Origin of the sequence: Variovorax atrisoli 110B (assembly GCF_000382045.1) — a bacterium.
Classification (GTDB): domain Bacteria; phylum Pseudomonadota; class Gammaproteobacteria; order Burkholderiales; family Burkholderiaceae_C; genus Variovorax; species Variovorax atrisoli.
In genome coordinates this window covers 114,423-133,444 of the sequence record NZ_KB907454.1, presented here as the reverse complement: position 1 = coordinate 133,444, position 19,022 = coordinate 114,423, and the positions used below count along the sequence as shown (strand labels likewise).

Genomic DNA, 19,022 nt, shown 5'->3' with positions numbered 1-19,022 from the left:
TCAGCGAAGGAGGAACCATGACCGCTCGACTCCGCCCCGTACTCAGATGCCTGCAGGCCGCCGCATTGCTCGCTGTCGGAAGCGCCCACGCAGCGGGCTATGTGGCCGGCGACCCGGGCAACCCGGGGCCCAACCTGCCAGGCTGGTCGAGCTCCGGCGGCGGTGCCGGCCCCACGGTTCAGGGAGACGGCACCACGGCGATCGGCGCGGGCGGCGACGGCAGCAACGGAACCGCTGGTGGAACCGGGGGCACGGGCGGTGCCGGCGCCAGTGCGAGTGCGAACGGCGCGACGGCCATCGGCGGTGGCGGCACCGCCGGCCAGGGCTTTGCGGGTGGCACAGGCGGCGCCGGCGGCAGCGGTGCGCAGGCTTCGGCCAGCGGTGCCATCGCGGTCGGCGCGGGAGGCCAGGGCGCAGAAGGCTGCTGCGGTTTCCCCGGCCACGCCGGCGGCAGCGGCGCGCAGGCATCGGGCACCTCGGCGATCGCCATCGGCAGTGCCTCGGGCACCACCCAGGGTGCGGTGGCCTCGGGCAACGGCAGCACCGCAATCGGCGGCGCCTACAACGGCTTCGCCGGCGCGTCTGCGCTGGCCACCGGCGGCGTGGCCATCGGCTCAGGCAGCCAGGTCGCGGTCGGCGCGACCAACAGCATCGCCATCGGCGCCAACTCGGTCGCCACCGCGGCGAACACGGTTTCCTTCGGCTCGGCAGGCCAGACGCGCACCCTCGTCAACGTGAGCGCGGGCGCTGTGAACGCCACGAGCACCGATGCCGTCAACGGCAGCCAGCTCTATACGGTGCAACAGACCTCCAATGCGGCCTTAGGCCTCGCGCAGAACTCGGCGCAGTACGGCGCCGGCGGCGCCACGCTGCAGCTCAACGCCAACAATGGTGCTGGGACGGTCATCAACAATGTGGGCACCGGCCAGGCAAGCACCGATGCGGCCAACGTCGGCCAGGTGCAGCAGGCGCAGCAGACGGCCATCACCACTGCCAACAACTTCACCGTGCAGCAGTTCAGCGCGCTGCAGTCGCTGATGAACCAGGCCCTGTCCAGCGGCGTGTGCGCGGTGAGCGCAAGCGGCTCGGTGGCCTGCGGCCCGGGCGCGGGCGCCAGCGGCGCGGGCAGCACCTCGATGGGTACCAACGCGCAGGCCACCGGAGAGAACACCGTGGCCGTCGGCAACGGCGCGCAGGCCAACCACGCGGGCTCCGTGGCCATCGGCGCGGGCGCGAAGGCGCTGGCCGATCCCACCACCGCGGTGGGCAACAACGCCGTGGCCGCCGGCAACAACGCCGTCGCGCTGGGCGCCAACACGCTGGCCAGCGGCAACAATGCGGTGGCGCTGGGCCAGGGCTCGGTGGCCGATCGAGACAACACCGTGTCGGTCGGCAACGCCGCTACCAACCAGTTGCGCGGCATCACGAATGTCGCGCCAGCCCTGCTGGCCACCGACGCCGTCAACCTCGGCCAACTGCAGCAGGCCGTGGCCAACGCGACCAGCCAGGCAAACGCCTTCGCCGCGCAGGGCGTCGCAGCGGCGCTGGCCATGCCATCGATGCCGACGCTGGCTGCTGGAAAGAAATGGATGGGCGCCGCCGTCGGCAACTACGCTGGCGCATCGGGGCTGGGCGTCGCCTTCGGCTACCAGGTCAACGACAACCTGAACCTTGGGGTGGGACTCTCGACCGCGACCAGCAGCGGAAGCGGCAGCCGGGTAGCGGCCCGGGTGCAGGCGGGGTATGCGTGGTGAGGGCGGAGCCCCGCCAAACCCCGCCCGGAACCTGGCCCGACACGTCGACGCTCCCTACCCACATAGCGCTGGAACGATATTGCCGTATTCGGTCCGTCCCGGTCGTCACGCACTGACGTCGGTCAGCTACCGGGCTTCAGCATCGCCAAGCGGACTCAGCGAACCACGAACGCCAGATTGGCCAACACGTAGCCAACGGGCATGAAGACGCCGCCCCCCACGTATTGCAGCTCCAGCGAATCCTGTTGGCCTCCGGAAATCGACCCGGCGATGCCGAGGGTGGTCGACGTGCGACGCGTGCCGAGCTGGATGGTCGAGCCCGACTTGGCAGCAGTCACCTTCACGCCGTCGGCACTGCTCGCAACCGCAGTCCAGGCACCGCCATCGCTGGTCGCGTGCCAGATCTGGCCACGGTCGCTGGACTCGTAGAGGCTGCCACCGCTGGTGGCGGCCACGACGTAGCGGCCGTCGGCGGACGTGGCGATGCCTCGCCAGTCCCGGTTGACGCTCTGCGCGCCCCATGTGGTACCCGAATCGGTGGAAACCCAGACAGCGCCCGTGTCCACGGTGGCGTACAGGATGCTGCCGTCGGCAGACGCTGCCACCGACCACCAGAACTGGCCATTCGCGCGTGCGGTCCAGCTCACGCCATAGTCGGTCGAGACATACAGCTGCCCGCCATTGGTGCCCGCCACCAGAACCCGGCCATCGGCCGAAGAAGCCACGGAGCGCCAGGCGCGGCTCGACTCGCGCGCCGTCCAGCTGCTGCCGCCGTCCGCCGAGGTCCAGATCTGCCCGAGGTAGGCGGTCGCGACCAGGCGCGACCCGTCGGCGGAACTGGCCACCGCGGTCCAGGCTCGGGACGAGCCGTCGTTGGTCCACGTATCGCCGCCGTCGGTCGAACGGAAAAGCGCGCCGCCGTTGACTGCAGCGAGCAGCTTAAGGCCATCGCTGGAAGAAGCGATGCCACTCCAGGTCTGTACCGGCAGGCGCAGGACCCAGCTCGCCCCGGAATCGATCGAGGTGTACAGCTCGCCGATGCTGGATACTGCCGCCAGGTGGGTGGCATCAGCGGACGAGGCCAGGCCGACCCAGCTACCGGCGGGCGCCACCGAGCGCCAGTCGAAGTCCGTTCCGCCGGGCAGGCCGCGCGTGTCGATGCGCTGCCCCGCGTTCTGCGCGATGGTCCACCCGCCGCTGCCCACCCCCACCACCTTGATCCAGTCGCCCACCGTGGGCGCGGGCGGAAGGGTGAGCGTGACGCCGGTGCCCGAATTCGCCTGATAGCCGGTGTTCGACTCGGTCTGGACACTCGATGCGGTGACGCTGACCCAGCGCGTATCGGCCGGCGCGGCCGCGCACACGTAGGCCGTGGCCGTGACCTCTGCGGCGTCGAGCACGCCGTTGGCATTCAGGTCCAGCCCGGACTGCACTCGTTGACCGCCATAGGTGCAGGTGCCGCCCGGCGCTTCGGCGGCGAATGCGAGCAGGCTGTCGCGGCCACTCGACCCCGCGGCGCCCGTCGCACCCGGCGCACCGCCGCAGACGTAGGCCGAACTGGTCACCTCCGAATCCTCGAGCACGTCGTTGCGGTTCAGGTCCTTGCCGGCCAGCACCTGCGAGCCGCCCTGCGCGCAGTTGCTGCCGGCGGGCTCGGCCCGCATGCGCACCAGCGTGCTGAGGCCATCCACCCCGGCAGTGGCGTTGCAGATGTACTGGGTGGACGTGACTTCGCTGTCCGCGAGCACGTGATTGGCGTCGGCGTCCAGGCCGGCCTCGACACGTGCGCCGCCCAAGGTGCAGTTGACGCCGACCGCCTCCGGCTTGACCCGCATCAGCACCGTGGATTTGCCGGATGTGTCGGCGGGCGCAGGCGTGGCGGGCTGCTGTGCAGGGGGAACGAAGAATGCCGCGTTGCCCGCGCCACCTCCGCCACCGCCACACGCGGCCAACGCCAGAGCGGAAATCAGGCCTGCGGTCAGGCGGACGTTGCGAGCGAGGCTGTAGGCAAGTCTGGAAGAAGGCATGGACGGACGCGGTGAATGTACGAAGGCGCGATTTGGGTTGCACCGGCGAAACGGAACGCAACGCATTGTAAGAAATTGATGCACAAAGTCACATCCCGACGAGTCGGCAAAAGGCTCGCAGAGATGTCGGCCGGCATGTCCGAAGCCTCGGACGCGGGGGCTTGTTGCCATAGAACCCGCTTTCTTGCCCCGCATGGATAGGTCGCATGCCGCTGCCGGCCGACCCACCTGTGTCCTCGATCAGGGCAGATGCTTTCGCCCCCGGACGCTCTCCCGCGTCGGCCCGAAAGAGCCGAAGCGAACCGGCAGGCCGCTCAGCGCCTCCGCGTGTTCCACCCACGCGTGCGGCGTGGCGATGAGGTGCGGCTCGTAGATGGGCTCGGCGCTTCGCAGCAGCTGCGTCAGCGCCTGCTGATGATCGAGGTCGCGTACGCCCCCGAACGGCAGCGACGCGATCCGGCCCGCGTCTGCCCTGCGATAGCCCGAGCACCAGCGCAGCCCCGCTCCCTCGATGGCGTCGAGGTGGCTCACCACCAGCCCGTCGAGCGTTCCGGCCACATCGAGCGCGTAGCGCAGCAGCACCGCATCGGGGTGGCCCCTGCGGAACGCGCCCTGCCAGCCTTCGTCGGCGTTGTGCGGCTCGGCCAGTCGCGCGTCGAGCAAGGGGTCGTGCGTGGGCAGCGGGCCGGCGCCGTGGCGGGTGAGGTAGGTGCGCAGCACGCCGAGGTGCTGCACGGGGGCGTCGATGCCGGCGTCGTGCAGCACGGCCTCGACGGCAGCGGTGGAAATGGTGCTCCAGGTGGTGTGCGGATGGAAGCCTCGCCATTCGTCGAGCAGCACACCCTGGGCGCCCTCGAAGATCACGGTGCCGGGCATCGCGAGGCGCTGCGCGATGCGGTCGATGTCCGCGGGCGGCGACTGCGCCACGCAGGGCGCTGCCGCCTCGAGCCAGCGGCGCGCCAGCGTGCCGTCGCGCAGCATGGCGATTTCCTGTGCGGCATCGGCATGGTGCAGCGCCGGGCTGGCCTCGAACTCGCGCAGCAGCGCGGTGCGCAGCGCCTCGATCTTCTCGAGCGTGCGGGCGGTGCTGCGCAGGTCGCCATAGCGCAACGCTTCGTCGGGCGAGGCCAGCGCCTGCCGCACGGTCTCGCCCACGCCGACGCCGCAGCTGCCGTGCGCAGCCTCGCCCCGCTCCAATTCACGCAGCCGACCTGCCGCCTGGTGGAACGGCGTGGTCACGCGGCAGCGCGAGTCGATCGACAGTCGTGCAAAAGCGTCCTGCACGCCGACCCGGCGCAGCGCGGCTTCCTCGACGCGCAGCGCGGTGGGGTGCACGACCACCGGGCTCGCGAGCACCGTGCCCATGCCGGCATGGAAGCTGCCGGCGCCGAACTGCGAGAAGGTGTGGTGGCGGCCGTCGGCCAGCACGACGTTGTGGCCGGCCTGCGCGCCGCCGTTGAAGCGCACCACGGTGTGGGCGCCCGGCGCGGCGCCGAAGTGGTCGGTGAAGAGCCCCTTGCCGCAGTCCCCGAAGCCGAGGCCCAGCAGCGAGACGTAGTGCGTGGAAGCGTGAGCCGTCACACGGCCGTCAGCCGAACAGCCGCTTCCACCAAGACGAGCGCGCGCCGGACGCGGCTGCCGCCACGCTGGGCGTCGCGTGGCGAGGTGCGTTGGGGTCGAGCAGCGCGGCATAGGCGTCGAGCGCGTGCAACACGCCGCCGACGCGCTCCTTCCCCATGCCGGTGGCGCTCATCACGCCAGCCAGCGCGTCCAGGCTGGGCACGGCCTTCTCGGTGAGGGCGACGATGCCGGCCGCCACGGCGCAGGCGTCGTCGGGCGAGTCCATGCAGATGACGTGATCGCCCAGCAGCTCGCGCCAGCGGCCCTCGCAGCGGCGGCGGCGCTGCGCGTCGGGAATCAGGAAGAACAGGTTCGTGGTCTCGGCCGCGGCGGCGATGACTTCCTCGATGGGAATGTCCTCGTCGAGCTTCTCGCCGATGAGCGCTTCGACCTGATGGCGCGAGACCGCGGGGTACGGCAGCTCGTCGCCCGTCACGAACAGGTAGCCGCGCTTCCTGCGCTTCACCCAGCAGTCCATGTCGGTGTGCTGCGCTATGACGTAGAAGGCGAGCTCGTAGCTTTCCTCGCCGGTGCCGCCGCCACCGCCTTCCAGGTAGCTCCAGGTGAGCCACTGGTCCATGAGGTTGGCGGTCGATTCGAACTGGCCGACCTGCAGCGGCGCGTGGTCGGAGTTGGCGTCGCCGATGGCCATGAACATGAGCTGCGGGTCCGCCACGCCGCAGTCGGTCAGCAGCTTCATGAAGGTGGGCAGCTCGCGGCGCGCGAGGATCTGCGGGATGTCGCCCATGGAGCCCGTCACGTCGAGTGCGAAGGCGATGCCCAGCGAGTTCGGATGGTCGGCGTTGTCGCGCGACTCGCGCACCTTGAGCCCGTGCGGGTTCATCAGCGGATGGGTGGAGCGCTGCGTGAAGACCTCCGCGCCGGGCCTCGCGGCGCGGTCCGCGATCAGTGCCGTGTGGGCGGCATGCGAGTAGTTTCCGTAGCCCATGGGTTGTGCTCTCCTCTGTGACTGGTTGTAGTTCCTGGCGTTGCGGCGCTCAGGCGGCGGCGCGCGGCGCAGGATCGAAGTGGACGAACCTCGGTGCACCGAAGGCTTCGCGCGAGGCCGCCGACAGCGCCTGCTCGATGCCTTGCGCGCCGAGGCGGTGGCAGGCGGCCGCGTCCTCGCTGCATTCGCGCAGCAGGGCCGCGAGCGGCGCCGGGGTGTGAAGGCCCAGGCCGGGCTCGCCGGCCGCGCCGCCGTGCAGCACGGCACGCACGGCCCAGGCGGCTTGCATCAGGTCGCGAGCGACCGCCGCTTCGTGCGCGGCGCCGCCGGCCTGCTGCGCGCGAGACCAGCCGATCAGCAGCACGCCATGGTCGCGCGGATGCACCAGCGCATGCGCGGGCGACAGGTCGCGGTGCGTCCAGCCGGCGCCGTGCACGAAGACCAGCACCTCCAGCATGCGGCGCCAGAGCCACACGGCGTGGCGCGGGTCGATGCCCTGCGCGTTGGCCTGCTGCACGTCGTGCAGGCTGCCCCAGAAGCCGGTCGGATGCCGCAGCACCAGCGCCTGGCGCGAGCCCTCGCCCATCGCACTGGCCATTCCTTCGGCCACGCCGATGCCCAGCGGCTGCGGCAGGCGGCGGGTGAAGTAGGCGGCGCCCGGCACGGAAAGATCCTGCAGCGCCTGCAGCACGGTGAATTCGCGCTGAAGCACGCCGTCGGCCGAACTCTCGCGCGCGAGCTTGAAGGTGACCCGCTCGGGCATCGCGCCCAGGCGCTGGGCCAGCAGCACCTCGGCGTGCTCGCCGGTGGCCAACGGCGCGAGCACGCGATAGCGCGCGCCCCGCCATGCGAGGACACGCCCGCCGGGCACGTCGGCATTGGCCCGGCGCCACGCGGCGCGGAAGCTCTCTCGCTCGACGATCTCCTGGCCGCGCACCACGGTGGCGCCGCAGTAGCTGCAGTTCACCGTGCGCCAGCGGGCGGCGCGCGGCAGTGGCGCAGAGCACTGGGGGCAGCTGAGAGCCTGCAGCGACAGCATGGCCCGCGCCCTACTCTTCCTTGGGCTGCGCGCTCGGATCGGGCGAGGCCAGCACGCGGTCGATGCGGCGGCCTTCCAGCGCGAGGATCTCGAAGCACCAGCCGGCGCAGTCGATCTGCTCGCCCACCTCCGGCAGGTGGCCCGACACGGCCATCAGCAGGCCGGCCACGGTGTTGTAGCGGCCGCGCTCCTCGTCGGGCAGCTCGCGGATGCCGAGGCGCGCGCGCAGTTCCGACACCGGCATGAGCCCGTCGAGCTCCCACAGGCCATCGGCACGCTGATGCGCCCAGGCGTCGGTCTGCATGCCGGGCTGCAGCTCGCCGGTGATGGCTTCGAGCAGGTCGCGCGGGGTCATGAGACCCTGCACCACGCCGTATTCGTCGACCACGAACACGAGCCGGCCGGCACGAGCGCGGAACTGTTCCAGCAGCTCCATGCCGGTGAGCGTCTCGGGCACGAACACGGCGGGCGATGCCTCCTGGCCCAGCACGCCGGTGTGCGCGGGCCCCAGGCGCAGCAGGTGCGCCACACTGACCACGCCGACCACGTCGTCGAGCGAATTGCGGCACACGGGGTACCAGGAATGCACGAGGTTGAGCGCGGCCGCGTTGGCCACCTTCTGCAAAGCCTGCTGCACGGTGAACGATGCGTCGAGCCACTCGATGTCGGCACGCGGGATCATCAGCGACGACAGGCGCCTGTCGTCGAGGTGGAACACGTTGCGCACCATCTGGTGCTCGTGCTGCTCGATGACGCCGGCGTCCACGCCCTCTTCGAGACTCGCGGAGATCTCTTCCTCGGTCACCGAGCGGGCCGCGTTGGCGTCGATGCGCAGCACCTTCAGCGTGGCGGCGGTGGCGCCGGCCAGCAGCCACACGAAGGGCTTCGCGCCCTTGGCCAGGCCGCGCATCGGGCGGGACACCCAGCGCGCCACCGGCTCGGGGTAGAGCTGGCCGATGCGCTTGGGCACCAGCTCGCCGAAGATGATGGTGAAGAAGGTGATGCAGGTGACGACGACCGCGGTCGACACGATGCTGGCGGTGCCCCGGCCCATGCCCAGGCCTTCCATCCACACGCCGAGCGGCTCGGCGAAGGCCGCCTCGCCCACGATGCCGCTGAGCATGCCGATGGAGGTGATGCCGATCTGCACCGTCGAGAGGAACTGCGTGGGCGACTCCATCAGCTTCAGCGCGGCCACGGCCCCGGCGTCTCCCGTTTCGGCCAATGCCGCGAGACGTGCACGCCGGCTGGTGGAAAGGGCCATTTCGGACATTGCGAACAACGCGTTCAGCGTGGTCAGCAAGGCCAGGAGGAAGACATCCATGAACTGAGGGAGAGAATGGGGGAATGGCACTTTACTTGATTGGCGACCTGCAGGGCTGCGACGCCCCCTTCCAGCGGCTGCTGCAGAAGATCGATTTCTCCCCCAGCCGCGACACCCTCGTGCTGCTGGGCGACCTGGTGAACCGCGGGCCCGATTCGCTGGCCGTGCTGCGCCGCATACGGGGCTACGGTGCCTCCGCGACGAGCCTGCTGGGCAACCACGACCTGCACCTGCTGGGCGTGGCGCACGGCGCGCGCAAGGCCGGCCGCAAGGACACCCTCGCCGAGCTTCTTGCCGCCCCGGATGCCGAGGAACTGCTCGACTGGCTGCGCAACCAGCACATGGCGCTGCACATGCGCATCGGCAGCGGCGACCTGCTGATGGTGCATGCGGGCGTACTGCCGCAATGGACGGTGGGCGACGCGCTGGTGCTGGCCTCCGAGGTCGAATCGGTGCTGCGCGGACCCGCGCTGGGCGAATTCATGATGTCGATGTACGGCAACGAGCCGGCGCAGTGGCAGGACACCCTCACCGGCAGCGCCCGCCTGCGCGCCATCGTCAACGCGCTGACGCGGCTGCGCTTCTGCACGGCCGACGGCGTGATGGACTTCGACGTCACGGACAGTGCCTCCAACGCCCCCGAGGGCTACATGCCCTGGTTCGACGTGCCCGGTCGCAGGACTTCGAACGCCACCCTCGCCTTCGGCCACTGGTCGACGCTGGGCTGGCTCTCGCGGCCCGACCTTCTCTCCACCGACACCGGCTGCGTGTGGGGCGGCTGCCTGAGCGCGGTGCGCATCGGCGCGACGCTGGATGAGCGCGAGCTGATCCAGGTCGAGTGCGAGCAGTCGCAGAAGCCCGGCAAGTAGCCTGACGCGCCCCGCGCGTCAGGCGGACGGCAGCCGGAACTTGTCCAGCGACATGCGCTGCCGCCCCTGCGCATCGAAGTTGTCCGGCGCCAGCCAGCGCTCGAAGGCCGTGCGCAGCGCAGGCCACTCGCCGTCGATGATCGAGAACCACGCCGTGTCGCGGCCCCGGCCCTTGTAGATCACCGCCTGGCGGAACAGCCCCTCGTACCTGAAGCCCAGCCGCAGCGCCGCGCGCTTGGAAGGCTCGTTGAAGTTGTCGCACTTCCACTCGTAGCGGCGGTAGCCCAGTTCGTCGAAGGCGAGCTTCATCAGCAGGTACTGCGCCTCGGTGGACATCGGCGTGTTCTTCAGGAGCGGAGAGAAGTTGACGGTGCCCACCTCGATGGCGCCGTTGGCCGGATCGATGCGCATCAGCGCCAGCGAGCCGACGGCGCGGCCGCTCTGCTTGTCGACGACGGCGAAGTGCAGCGGGTCGGTACTTTTGGAGATGCGCTCGACATAGGCCCTGGTGCCGTCGGCATCGGCGGGACGCTCGATGCCGAGGTAGGTCCAGTCGCGGCCATCGGGCGCCTGCGCATAGGCGGCGTGCAGGTCATCGGCGTGCCGGCCGGCGTCGAGCGGTTCGAGCCTGCAGAAGCGCCCCTCGAGGACGCGGCGCGGCGGCAGGGAGCGCGGCGTCCATTCGGGCAGGTCGGGGCCGATGGACTGGCCGAACTCGTTCTGGCGGGCTGACATGGGTGAAGACTCTTTCGGTGGATGGTGAGCGGCGATGCCGGAGGACGTTAAAGTAGCCGCAACGTGGCGCCACGAAAAGTGCCATGAGAAGCCGATTTGATGGTGCCACGCTCCACCCTTCCCCTGCCGCCTTCCGCCTTGCTCGAATCCCCGCTGTCCAGGGGACCGGGGGCCGCACCGATGCAGCGCCAGCTGCACGACCGGCTCAAGGGCGCCATCCTCGACGGCAACCTCGCGCCCGGCAGCCGCCTGCCGGGCTCCCGTGCGCTGGCCGAGGCGCTCGGCGTCTCGCGCAACACGGTCACCGCGACCTACGAGCACCTGGCCGCCGAGGGCTATGTGCGATCCGACCGACAGGGCACGCGCGTGACCGAGCTTTCATCACCGACGCCGTCGAAGCGCGAGCGGGCGGACGAGCGCACGGGCAGGCCGCCAGCCACCCCTACCACCGCGCAGCGCCTCGCCAGGATCCTGCCGAGCGCCTCGCGTGCCGACATGGGCGCGGCGCTGCGCCCCGGCGTGCCCGCGCTGTCGCACTTCCCGCTGGCCGCATGGCGGCGCTCGCTGGAGCGCGCGATCCGCGAAGGAGGCTCTGCAGCCCTGGGCTACGGCGATCCGCTGGGCGAGCCTGCGCTGCGCGCGGCGATCACGCGGCATCTGTCGGTGGCGCGCGGCGTGCGCTGCGAGCCGCGGCAGGTCCTCATCGCCGAAGGCGCACAGGAGGCCATCTCGCTGTGCGTGCGGCTGCTTTCCAACCCGGGGGACACCGGCTGGGTCGAGGACCCGGGCTACCGCGGCGCGAAGGCCGCCATGCACGCGGGCGACATGCGCATCGTGCCCATGCGCGTGGATGCCGAGGGGCTCTGCGTGGACGGGCGCGATTGGCGGGAGCACCCGCCGCGGCTGGTCTACACCACGCCGTCGCACCAATACCCGATGGGCTCCGTGCTGAGCATCGCGCGCCGCCTGGAGCTCATTGCACAGGCCCGCCGACACGGCGCGTGGATCGTCGAGGACGACTACGACAGCGAGTTCCGCCACACCGGCGAGCCCATCGTCGCGATGCAGGGGCTGGTCGACGACGCGCCCGTGCTCTATGTCGGCTCCTTCAGCAAGACGATGTTCCCCGCGCTTCGGCTCGGCTTCCTCGTGCTGCCCGAGCGGCTCGTGGACGCCGTGCGGACGCCGCTCGAAGAGATGCTGCGCGGCGGGCACCGATACGAACAGCTCGCCATGGCCGACTTCATGGAAAGCGGCCAGTTCAGCCGCCACCTGGGCCGCATGCGCAGGCTGTACCGCGACCGGCAGCAGGCGCTGCGGCTCGCACTGGGCAGGCACTTCGAGGTGCCGCACGAGATCGACGGCGGCCACTGCGGCATGCATCTCACGGTGCGCCTGCCCGAGCGCTTCGACGACCGGAAGATCGCCGCCGAGGCACTGCGCCATCGCATCGCGCCCACGCCGCTGTCGGGCTTCGCGATGCAGCGCGTGCCGCCGATGCCGCCGATAGCGCCATACAGCGGGCTGGTGCTGGGCTACGGCAACACGCCGGCCGAGCTCTTCGGGCCGCTGCTGAGCCGCCTGTCGCGGATCGCGCGGGCGGTGGAACGCGGCAGCGCATAGGACCTGTTCACGCCATTTCCGGGGCCGCGAAGGGCGGGAGCACAGACGCCACCCCCGGAAATGGCGTGAACAGCCCCTACACGCCCCTGCCCACCACGTGCTCGCGCCTGAAGTTGCGCGGCGTGCTGCCCACCACCTGCCGGAAGCGCCGGTTGAAGTACGCCTCGTCGGCAAAGCCGCACTGGTGCGCGATCTCACGCACCAGCAGCGAGGTGGACGACAGCAGTTCCTTCGCGCGCTCGATGCGCCGCTCGGTCACGAGGTCGGTGAAGGTGCGATCGGTTTCCTTGCGCAGCAGGTTGGCCAGATAGTTGGGCGAGAGGAAGGCGGCGGCCGCCGCATCGGTGAGCGACAGCGGCTTGTCGAGGTTGTCGCGCACGTAGCGCACCACGCGCTGGAGCGCGTCGCGCTGCGAGGTCTTGCCGTCGTGCTGCAGCGAAAGCCGCATCAGCGCCTGCTCCTGCCGCATGCAGGCCAGACCGATGACCTGCTGCAGGATGCCGCGCATCGCCGTCTTGGCGCCGAAGCTGCGGCTCGCGTTCAGCGCATGCAGCTCGTCGAGCCAGCCGCGGATGCGCGCGAAGTCGGCCTCGTCGAAGGCGAAGTCGACGTACTCCTGGAACAGGAAGGGCGCGAGGTCGGGGTGCCGCGCGAGCGGTACGTCTTCGAGGTCGAGCGCGTCGACGTCGAGCTCGGGCCACAGGAAGCGCTGGTCGAAGTTGACGATGCAGTACAGCGCGTCGGGCGGATGCGGAATCACGTGCACCCGGTACGGCAGCACGAAGCTCAGGTGCCGCGGCCCGAAGGGCCGCACCTCGCCGCCGATGGACTGCTGCGAGCTGCCCTCGATGCCGACCTGGATCTGGAAATACGCATGCCGGTGCGGCAGCGTGAGCTCGTTGCGCGCACCCTGGAAGCGGATGTCGAAGTCGAGATGGTCGGCACGCTCGTGCATGCCGTAGGTTCGGACGGACGTGGGTGTGGAGGGGCGCATCGGGGCAGGCGTCTTCGTCTTTCGCCTGCGAGGGTACGCCAACTCGGGGGCCGGCGAACCGGCCCCGCCCGCCAGGCGCGGTCGGCGCGGCGGGAGCGCGGTCCTCAGCCTCAGACGACCGCGACGTCGAGCACGCCGACACCCGCCACGCTGCCGCGCATGCGGTCGCCGCGCTGCACCGCCGCCACGCCGGCCGGGGTGCCCGTGAAGATCAGGTCGCCGGGCTGCAGCGTGAACAGTGTCGAAAGGTAGGCGATGGTGTCGGGCACGTTCCAAATCATGTCGGCGAGGTCGCCCACCTGGCGCTGGGCGCCGTTCACATCCAGGCGGATCTCGCCCTTGGCCGGATGGCCGGCCCTGGCCACCGGCACCAGCTCGCCGCAGGGCGCCGAGCCGTCGAAGGCCTTGCCGGTGTCCCAGGGACGGCCCATCTTCTTGGCCTCGGACTGCAGGTCGCGGCGGGTCATGTCGAGGCCGACGGCATAGCCGTACACGTGGCCGAGCGCGTCGGCCGCGGCGATGTTCGCGCCGCCGGTCTTGAGCGCGACCACCAGTTCGATCTCGTGGTGCACGTCGCTCGACAAGGTCGGGTAGGCGAACTCGCCGCCGTCGGCCACGATGGCGCTGGCCGGCTTCATGAAGAAGAACGGCGGCTCACGGTCGGGGTTGTGGCCCATCTCGCGGGCGTGCTCGGAGTAGTTGCGGCCCACGCAGAAGATGCGGTTGACCGGGAAGCGGGCCTGCTCGCCCTGGATGGGCAGCGAATGGACGGGTGCGGGGGAAATGGCATAGGAAGTCATGCGACGACTCTAGCCAGCACAGCCCCGCGCCCCGGGGACGCAACTACGCGAGTCTTGGACTCAGCTACGGTCCCGCGCAGCGCTTCCTGTCTCAGCCGGCCACGCCGAAGCCGGTGTCGAAGGTGCCCTTCACGTCCAGCGGCTGCTTGATGAGCCCCACCTGCCGGTAGAAGTCGGCCGTGCCCTGCTGGTCGGCGATGACCTGCGCGTCGATGGGCACCCACTTCTGCTGGCGGCGCTCGAACTGCAGCTTCGCCGCCTCGGGCGGAATGCCGATGATGCGCGCCAGCGCGGCCGAGTAGGCATCGACGTTGCGGTACGACCAGAGCTGCGCCTTCACCACGCGCTGCAGGAAGTCCTGCAGTACCGGCCGCTTGGCGGCGATGGCGCTGTCGGTGGCCGCGAGGTAGCTCAGCCCCGGCAGCAGGCCGCGGCCGCTGACGAGCACCCGCGCGTGCTTGCTGACCTCGGCCAGCGCGGTATAGGGCTCCCAGGTGGCCCAGGCGTCGACCGAGCCCTGCGTGAGCGCGAGCTTGGCATCCGCCGGCGCCAGGAAGCGCAGGTTCACGTCCTCCGGCTTGAGGCCGGCCGACGTGATGGCCTTGAGCGTGACGTAGTGGCCGATGGAGCCGCGGTTGGTGGCGACGCTCTTGCCCTTGAGGTCGGCTGCGGTCTTCAGCGTCGAATCGGGCCGCACGAGCACGGCCGTGCCGTAGGAGTCGGAACGGTTCGCACCGATGGCCTTCACGCGCGTGCCGGCCGCCAGGGCGAAGATCAGCGGCGCGTCGCCGATGGGGCCCGAATCGACCGCCGCGGCGTTGAGCGCCTCGGCCAGCGGCGCGGCGGCCGGGAACTCCGACCACTGGATGTCGTAGCCGAGGCCTTCCAGCCCGCCCGCCGCCTCGAGCAGCGCGCGCAGCCCGCCCTTCTGGTCGCCGGCCTTGAGCACCGGGCGGCCCTGCGCGGAAACCACGGCGGGAAATGCGACGGCGGAAGCGACGGCAGCGGCGGCGGCCGTGCCTCGGGCGAGAAACTGACGACGGGAACTGTGGTTCATGCGGATGGGGCTCCTGTCCGTGTTCATGCCAGGGGATCGAAGGAGACGTGCTCGGCGAAGCGGACCGGGTCGGTGGTCTTCTTGAGCACGCCCACGCCGCGGAAATCGCGCGCATAGAACTCGACCTCGTCGCGCAGGTTGCGGCCCACGGGGTGGTGCTTGTGCGTGAGCGTGCCCAGCAGTGCGCGCAGGTCTTCCACCGCGACCTTGGGCGAGTACCTGGCGAAGAGCTTTGCCGACTCGTTCGGGTTCTCGGCCACGTAGTCCGAGGCCTGCACGATGGCGCGCACCAGCGAGGCGACGGTCGCCTTGTCCTTGCGCACCAGTTCGCCGCGGGCGCCGACGATGCAGCAGACCTTGTCCTTGTATTCGCCCGAGAGGTTGCTCGCCACCTCCACGAAGGCGCCCTGGTTGCGCTTCTCGATCAGGTAGATGTTGGGGTCGCCGTCGGCAATGGCCTGGATCTCGCCTTTCTTCACCGCGATGTCGAGCAGGTCGGCAGGGTACTGGCGCCAGACCACGTCCTTCTCGGCGTCGATGCCGTTCTTCGCGAGCAGGATCGAGAAGAAGTTCTTGCCCGGGCTCGCGATATCCGACACGCCGATGGTCTTGCCCTTCAGGCTCGCCAGGTCGGTGACGCCCGCGCTCTTCGCGCCCACCAGCCGCACGCAGCCGCCGTGCGAGCTGCCGACGATCTTCACGTCGAAGCCCGATTCGAGCGGCTTGAGCCAGCGGTGGATCATGCCCACGGCCGCATCCGCCTTGGCGGTGGCGAGCGACTCCAGCAGCTGGTCGGTGGAGCCCGTGTAGTTGATGAGGTCGACCTGCAGCCCGTTGCGCTCGAAGTAGCCGCGCTCCTGCGCCACCACCACGGGCGAAAGGCAGAAGGCCGTGGCGTTCCAGGCAAAGGTGAGCTTGCGGGACTGCTGCGAGAAGGCCTGCGATGCGATCAGGCCGCCGGAGGCGACCACCGCGGCGGCGCCGCCGGCGCGCAGCAGGCTGCGGCGGGAGAAGTTGGGGTTCATCGTCGTGGGGTTCGGGTCAGAGAAGCAGTTCGGGCTCGGCCTCGACCAGGCCTTCGTAGAGGCTGTCGAAGGAATGAATCGCGCCTTCGGGCCCGCCGATCTGGCTGTGCGTGTGGCGTGCCGTGGCCTCGTCGATGGGCTGCGGCTTGCCCGCGGCCTCGGCCAGCAGTTGCGTGTGGCAGGCGTTGTCCAGCGCGATGTACCACCAGGCGGCAGCTTCCACCGTGGGGCCCGCCGTCAGGATGCCGTGGTTCTTGAGGATGGCGCCCTTCCTGTCGCCCAGCGCCTGGGCGATGCGCTCGCCCTCGCTGGTGTCGACCACCATGCCTGTGAAGTCGTCGAACAGCGCCACGTCTTCGTGGAACACGCAGCTGTCCTGCGTGATCGTGTCGAGCTTGCGGCCCAGCGTCGACCAGGCCTTGCCATAGGTCGAGTGCGTGTGGGCGGCGGCGATGATCTTCGGGTTGTATTCATGGATGGCCGCGTGGATCGCAAAGGCCGCCTTGTTGAGCGGCCTGTCGCCGATCACGGTCTCGCCCTTCGAGTTGACGAGCAGCAGGTCCGACACCTTGATGCGCGAGAAATGGATGCCCAGCGGGTTGACCCAGAAGTGGTCGGTGAGCTCCGGGTCGCGCGCCGTGATGTGCCCGGCCAGCCCCTGCGCGAAACCGAAGCGCGCGAACAGGCGGAAGGCGCCCGCCAGGCGTTCCTGCCGGTGGCGGCGCTCGGCCTGGATGGTGGTGCGCGGCGGAAGGGGGTCGAACCAGTACTTCTGCTGCGGGTTCGGGTTGAGCTTCAGCGGCTGCGAAGCCGCATTGCGATCGATGGAGAGAACTGCGCTCATGGGGTTTCCTGGGTATTGGGTTTTCGCTCCTTCCCTCTTTGGGGGAAGGTTGGGATGGGGGCTCGGCGGCTTCGACGCCATGACGGTGTTGGAGGCCGCTTGCCCCCACCCCTGCCTTCCCCCAGAGGGGGAGGGAGAAAGATGGGGTCAGGCTGCCTTGCGGACCGATGCCGCGCGCTGCGCCACCAGCTCTCGCGTACGCGGGATCAGCTCGCGGCCGTAGTCGAGGGCGTCTTCCAGCGGATCGAAGCCGCGGATCAGGAAGGTGGTCACGCCCAGGTCGTAGTAGTCGAGCAGCGCGTCGGCCACCTGCTCGGGCGTACCGACCAGCGCGGTGCTGTTGGAGCGCCCGCCGATCTCCTGCGCGACCGCGGTCCACAGGCGCTTGTCGAGCCGCGAGCCCTTCTCTGCAGCGGCCAGCAGCCGCTTGGCGCCTTCGCTCTGCTGCGGGCCGCCGCGGTTGTAGCCCTGCACCACGCGCAGACGCTTTGTCTCGGCGAGGATGTTCTCAGCGCGCGCCCATGCGGCCTCTTCGGTCTCCGCCAGGATCGGGCGGAACGAGACCGAGAAGCGCACGCTGCGCCCGTGCCTGGCCGCCTCGGCGCGCACGCGGGTGGTGAGTTCGCGCGCCTGGTCGAGCGACTCGCCCCACAGCGCGTAGACGTCTGCGTACTTGCCCGCCACCGGAATGGCAGCCTCGGATGCGCCGCCGAAATACACCGGCACGTGCGGCTTGCCGTTGCGCGTCTGCACCGGCCGCACCTCGGAGAAGGCGTTCTGGAAGCGGTAGTGCGCGCCTTCGTGGTCGAAGGGCTTCTCCGCCGTCCACACCTTGTGCAGCACCTCGAGGTATTCGTCGGTGCGCGCGTAGCGCTGGTCGTGGTCGAGCCAGTCGCCGTCGCGGCGCTGTTCCTCGTCGGAGCCGCCAGAGATGTAGTGCACCGCGAGACGGCCGCCGCTGAACTGGTCGAGCGAGGCGAACTGCCGCGCGGCCAGCGTCGGCGCGACGAAGCCGGGGCGGTGCGCGAGCATGAAGTGGATGCGCTCCGTGACCGAGGCCGCGTAGGCCACGGTGAGCGTGGCGTCGGGGCTGGTCGAGTGGTGCGGCACGAGGACGCGGTCGAAGCCCGCCGTCTCATGGGCCTGCGCGAAGGCGCGCACGTAGTCGCGGTCGAGCGCGGGGCCCTTGGCCGGGTGGATCTCCGAGACCTTCTGGCCCTGGATCATGCCGATGAATTCGACGACGCCGTCTTGTTGCTGTGACTGCTGGCTCATGGTGCTGTCCTTGTCTGTATCTGTTGGCGGGAGATGGGTGTCAGGGTCTCAGGCTGTCAGGCGGCCGGCAGGCGCAGCACGCTCTCGAAGCTGCGGTCCCACAGGGGCTTCACGTCGGCCGGGCCGTCGAGCACGCCGATCTTCAGGAAGGTGTCGGCCACGTCCTGGTGGCTGCGTACCACCGCATCGCTGACGGGGCCCAGGCTGTAGTCGCCGCTGCGGCGGTTGAACAGTTCGACGATGTCGCCCACGGGCACGCGCGTCTCGGCCGACTGGGCGCGGGCGTAGGCCAGGAAGTTGCCGTTGATCCACGCGAACGACCGCTGCAGGCGCTGGAGCAGGTCGGCCAGCGCGGCGCGGCGCAGCGGGTCGTCGAGCGCACGCGGGTTGGCATAGATCGGGAAGTTGCCCGAGAGGTACCCCACGCCGGTCTTGATGACGCGCGCCCCGTACTGGGTGCGCGCGAGCTGGCCGTTGTAGCCGTAGATGGCCCAGGCATCGAGGTCGCCGCGCGCAAAGGCCGAAAGGCCGTCCGCAGGCGTGAGGCTCACGGCCTGGATGTCGTTGAACGTGAGGCCCGCCTCGGCCAGCTGCTTGGCGAGGTAGTAGTGCGAGGTGGTGGCGCGCACGTAGCCCACGCGCCTGCCCTTGAAGTCGGCGATGCTGCGGATCGGCGCGTCCTTGCGCGCCAGCGTGGCCTGGTTGTTCAGGTCCTCGTGCGTGACGGCCACCAGCTTCACGCTCGACTTCTGCCGCGCCGCGAACACCGGCGGGATCTCGCTGCCCGAGCCCAGGTCGAGCGCGTCGCCGTTGATGGCCTCGATGTGCAGCACGCCGTTGTTGAGCTCGCGCCAGTCGATCCTGTAGGGCGTGTCGGCCTGGCCCGAGGCGGTGAGCAGCGGCCGCCACAGGCCCTTGTAGGTGCCCACGCGCAGGGTGACGCCCGAGAGATCGCGCGACGCTTCCCGCGAGGGTGCGGCGGCTTGCGTCCAGCCGGCGGAGCCGGTCGCGGCGAGCGCCGCCGCGGCCTGCAGCAGCCGGCGCCGGTCCAGGGGAAAGTCTGATTTCATGCACCCGGACCGTAACC

At 70.2% G+C, this 19,022-nt stretch carries 16 protein-coding genes; 3 read left to right on the top strand and 13 right to left on the bottom strand.

Annotated features, from left to right (window positions below):
• Positions 1-17: 17 nt before the first annotated feature.
• The gene (locus tag G369_RS0116710; protein WP_026346431.1) at positions 18-1,754 is read left to right on the top strand and encodes a YadA family autotransporter adhesin; all 1,737 of its coding nucleotides are present in this window, start codon (positions 18-20) and stop codon (positions 1,752-1,754) included.
• Positions 1,755-1,909: 155 nt separating this feature from the next.
• Here G369_RS0116710 and G369_RS0116705 read toward each other — a convergent pair whose 3' ends face one another.
• The 5 genes from G369_RS0116705 to G369_RS0116685 all read right to left on the bottom strand — a co-directional run bounded on the left by G369_RS0116705 (position 1,910) and on the right by G369_RS0116685 (position 8,713).
• A complete protein-coding gene (locus G369_RS0116705) occupies positions 1,910-3,781 on the bottom strand; it encodes a WD40/YVTN/BNR-like repeat-containing protein (RefSeq protein ID WP_157773706.1) in 1,872 nt (623 codons plus the stop codon).
• 240 nt (positions 3,782-4,021) lie between these two features.
• Entirely contained in the window at positions 4,022-5,362 is a 1,341-nt protein-coding gene (locus G369_RS0116700) for an adenylosuccinate synthetase (RefSeq protein WP_019655160.1), read from the bottom strand.
• A 7-nt stretch (positions 5,363-5,369) separates the two neighbouring features.
• A complete protein-coding gene (locus G369_RS0116695) occupies positions 5,370-6,350 on the bottom strand; it encodes a hypothetical protein (RefSeq protein ID WP_019655159.1) in 981 nt (326 codons plus the stop codon).
• A 49-nt stretch (positions 6,351-6,399) separates the two neighbouring features.
• Entirely contained in the window at positions 6,400-7,389 is a 990-nt protein-coding gene (locus G369_RS0116690; RefSeq protein ID WP_026346430.1) for a serine/threonine-protein kinase, read from the bottom strand.
• Positions 7,390-7,399: 10 nt separating this feature from the next.
• Complete coding sequence (locus tag G369_RS0116685; protein ID WP_019655158.1) at positions 7,400-8,713, bottom strand: hemolysin family protein; 1,314 nt, start codon at positions 8,711-8,713, stop codon at positions 7,400-7,402.
• Positions 8,714-8,736: 23 nt separating this feature from the next.
• Here G369_RS0116685 and G369_RS0116680 point away from each other — a divergent pair, with 23 nt between their 5' ends.
• Positions 8,737-9,582, top strand: coding sequence for a symmetrical bis(5'-nucleosyl)-tetraphosphatase (locus G369_RS0116680; protein ID WP_019655157.1), 846 nt, complete (start codon positions 8,737-8,739; stop codon positions 9,580-9,582).
• Between the two features lie 18 nt (positions 9,583-9,600).
• On the opposite strand, the gene G369_RS0116675 is transcribed toward G369_RS0116680, so the two are convergent.
• The gene (locus G369_RS0116675) at positions 9,601-10,317 is read right to left on the bottom strand and encodes a GNAT family N-acetyltransferase (protein WP_019655156.1); all 717 of its coding nucleotides are present in this window, start codon (positions 10,315-10,317) and stop codon (positions 9,601-9,603) included.
• A 99-nt stretch (positions 10,318-10,416) separates the two neighbouring features.
• On the opposite strand from G369_RS0116675, the gene pdxR reads away from it, so the two are divergent.
• Positions 10,417-11,940, top strand: coding sequence for a MocR-like pyridoxine biosynthesis transcription factor PdxR (gene pdxR / locus G369_RS0116670; RefSeq protein WP_019655155.1), 1,524 nt, complete (start codon positions 10,417-10,419; stop codon positions 11,938-11,940).
• A gap of 76 nt (positions 11,941-12,016) precedes the next feature.
• Here pdxR and G369_RS0116665 read toward each other — a convergent pair whose 3' ends face one another.
• From G369_RS0116665 to G369_RS0116635, 7 genes are all read right to left on the bottom strand, one after another.
• Positions 12,017-12,934, bottom strand: coding sequence for a helix-turn-helix transcriptional regulator (locus G369_RS0116665; RefSeq protein WP_026346429.1), 918 nt, complete (start codon positions 12,932-12,934; stop codon positions 12,017-12,019).
• Positions 12,935-13,044: 110 nt separating this feature from the next.
• The gene (locus G369_RS0116660; protein WP_019655153.1) at positions 13,045-13,734 is read right to left on the bottom strand and encodes a fumarylacetoacetate hydrolase family protein; all 690 of its coding nucleotides are present in this window, start codon (positions 13,732-13,734) and stop codon (positions 13,045-13,047) included.
• Positions 13,735-13,825: 91 nt separating this feature from the next.
• Entirely contained in the window at positions 13,826-14,791 is a 966-nt protein-coding gene (locus tag G369_RS0116655; protein WP_020723110.1) for an ABC transporter substrate-binding protein, read from the bottom strand.
• Between the two features lie 23 nt (positions 14,792-14,814).
• Positions 14,815-15,816: an ABC transporter substrate-binding protein gene (locus G369_RS0116650; RefSeq protein ID WP_019655151.1), complete on the bottom strand. Its 1,002-nt coding sequence runs from the start codon at positions 15,814-15,816 to the stop codon at positions 14,815-14,817.
• A 16-nt stretch (positions 15,817-15,832) separates the two neighbouring features.
• The gene (locus G369_RS0116645; protein WP_019655150.1) at positions 15,833-16,660 is read right to left on the bottom strand and encodes a class II aldolase/adducin family protein; all 828 of its coding nucleotides are present in this window, start codon (positions 16,658-16,660) and stop codon (positions 15,833-15,835) included.
• 147 nt (positions 16,661-16,807) lie between these two features.
• Positions 16,808-17,935 carry an LLM class flavin-dependent oxidoreductase gene (locus tag G369_RS0116640; RefSeq protein ID WP_019655149.1) on the bottom strand — a complete coding sequence of 376 codons (1,128 nt, stop codon included), beginning with the start codon at positions 17,933-17,935 and terminating at the stop codon, positions 16,808-16,810.
• A 56-nt stretch (positions 17,936-17,991) separates the two neighbouring features.
• The gene (locus G369_RS0116635; protein ID WP_019655148.1) at positions 17,992-19,005 is read right to left on the bottom strand and encodes an ABC transporter substrate-binding protein; all 1,014 of its coding nucleotides are present in this window, start codon (positions 19,003-19,005) and stop codon (positions 17,992-17,994) included.
• Positions 19,006-19,022 lie beyond the last annotated feature (17 nt).

Excerpts from the sequence above, each read along its gene's own strand:
- G369_RS0116655 (WP_020723110.1), bottom strand. The coding sequence starts at position 14,791 with ATGAACCACAGTTCCCGTCGTCAGTTTCTCGCCCGAGGCACGGCCGCC.
- G369_RS0116685 (WP_019655158.1), bottom strand. The coding sequence starts at position 8,713 with ATGGATGTCTTCCTCCTGGCCTTGCTGACCACGCTGAACGCGTTGTTC.
- G369_RS0116675 (WP_019655156.1), bottom strand. The coding sequence starts at position 10,317 with ATGTCAGCCCGCCAGAACGAGTTCGGCCAGTCCATCGGCCCCGACCTG.
- G369_RS0116705 (WP_157773706.1), bottom strand. The coding sequence starts at position 3,781 with ATGCCTTCTTCCAGACTTGCCTACAGCCTCGCTCGCAACGTCCGCCTG.
- G369_RS0116650 (WP_019655151.1), bottom strand. The coding sequence starts at position 15,816 with ATGAACCCCAACTTCTCCCGCCGCAGCCTGCTGCGCGCCGGCGGCGCC.
- G369_RS0116710 (WP_026346431.1), top strand. The coding sequence starts at position 18 with ATGACCGCTCGACTCCGCCCCGTACTCAGATGCCTGCAGGCCGCCGCA.
- G369_RS0116660 (WP_019655153.1), bottom strand. The coding sequence starts at position 13,734 with ATGACTTCCTATGCCATTTCCCCCGCACCCGTCCATTCGCTGCCCATC.
- G369_RS0116635 (WP_019655148.1), bottom strand. The coding sequence starts at position 19,005 with ATGAAATCAGACTTTCCCCTGGACCGGCGCCGGCTGCTGCAGGCCGCG.
- G369_RS0116645 (WP_019655150.1), bottom strand. The coding sequence starts at position 16,660 with ATGAGCGCAGTTCTCTCCATCGATCGCAATGCGGCTTCGCAGCCGCTG.
- G369_RS0116640 (WP_019655149.1), bottom strand. The coding sequence starts at position 17,935 with ATGAGCCAGCAGTCACAGCAACAAGACGGCGTCGTCGAATTCATCGGC.
- pdxR (WP_019655155.1), top strand. The coding sequence starts at position 10,417 with ATGGTGCCACGCTCCACCCTTCCCCTGCCGCCTTCCGCCTTGCTCGAA.
- G369_RS0116695 (WP_019655159.1), bottom strand. The coding sequence starts at position 6,350 with ATGGGCTACGGAAACTACTCGCATGCCGCCCACACGGCACTGATCGCG.
- G369_RS0116665 (WP_026346429.1), bottom strand. The coding sequence starts at position 12,934 with ATGCGCCCCTCCACACCCACGTCCGTCCGAACCTACGGCATGCACGAG.
- G369_RS0116680 (WP_019655157.1), top strand. The coding sequence starts at position 8,737 with ATGGCACTTTACTTGATTGGCGACCTGCAGGGCTGCGACGCCCCCTTC.
- G369_RS0116690 (WP_026346430.1), bottom strand. The coding sequence starts at position 7,389 with ATGCTGTCGCTGCAGGCTCTCAGCTGCCCCCAGTGCTCTGCGCCACTG.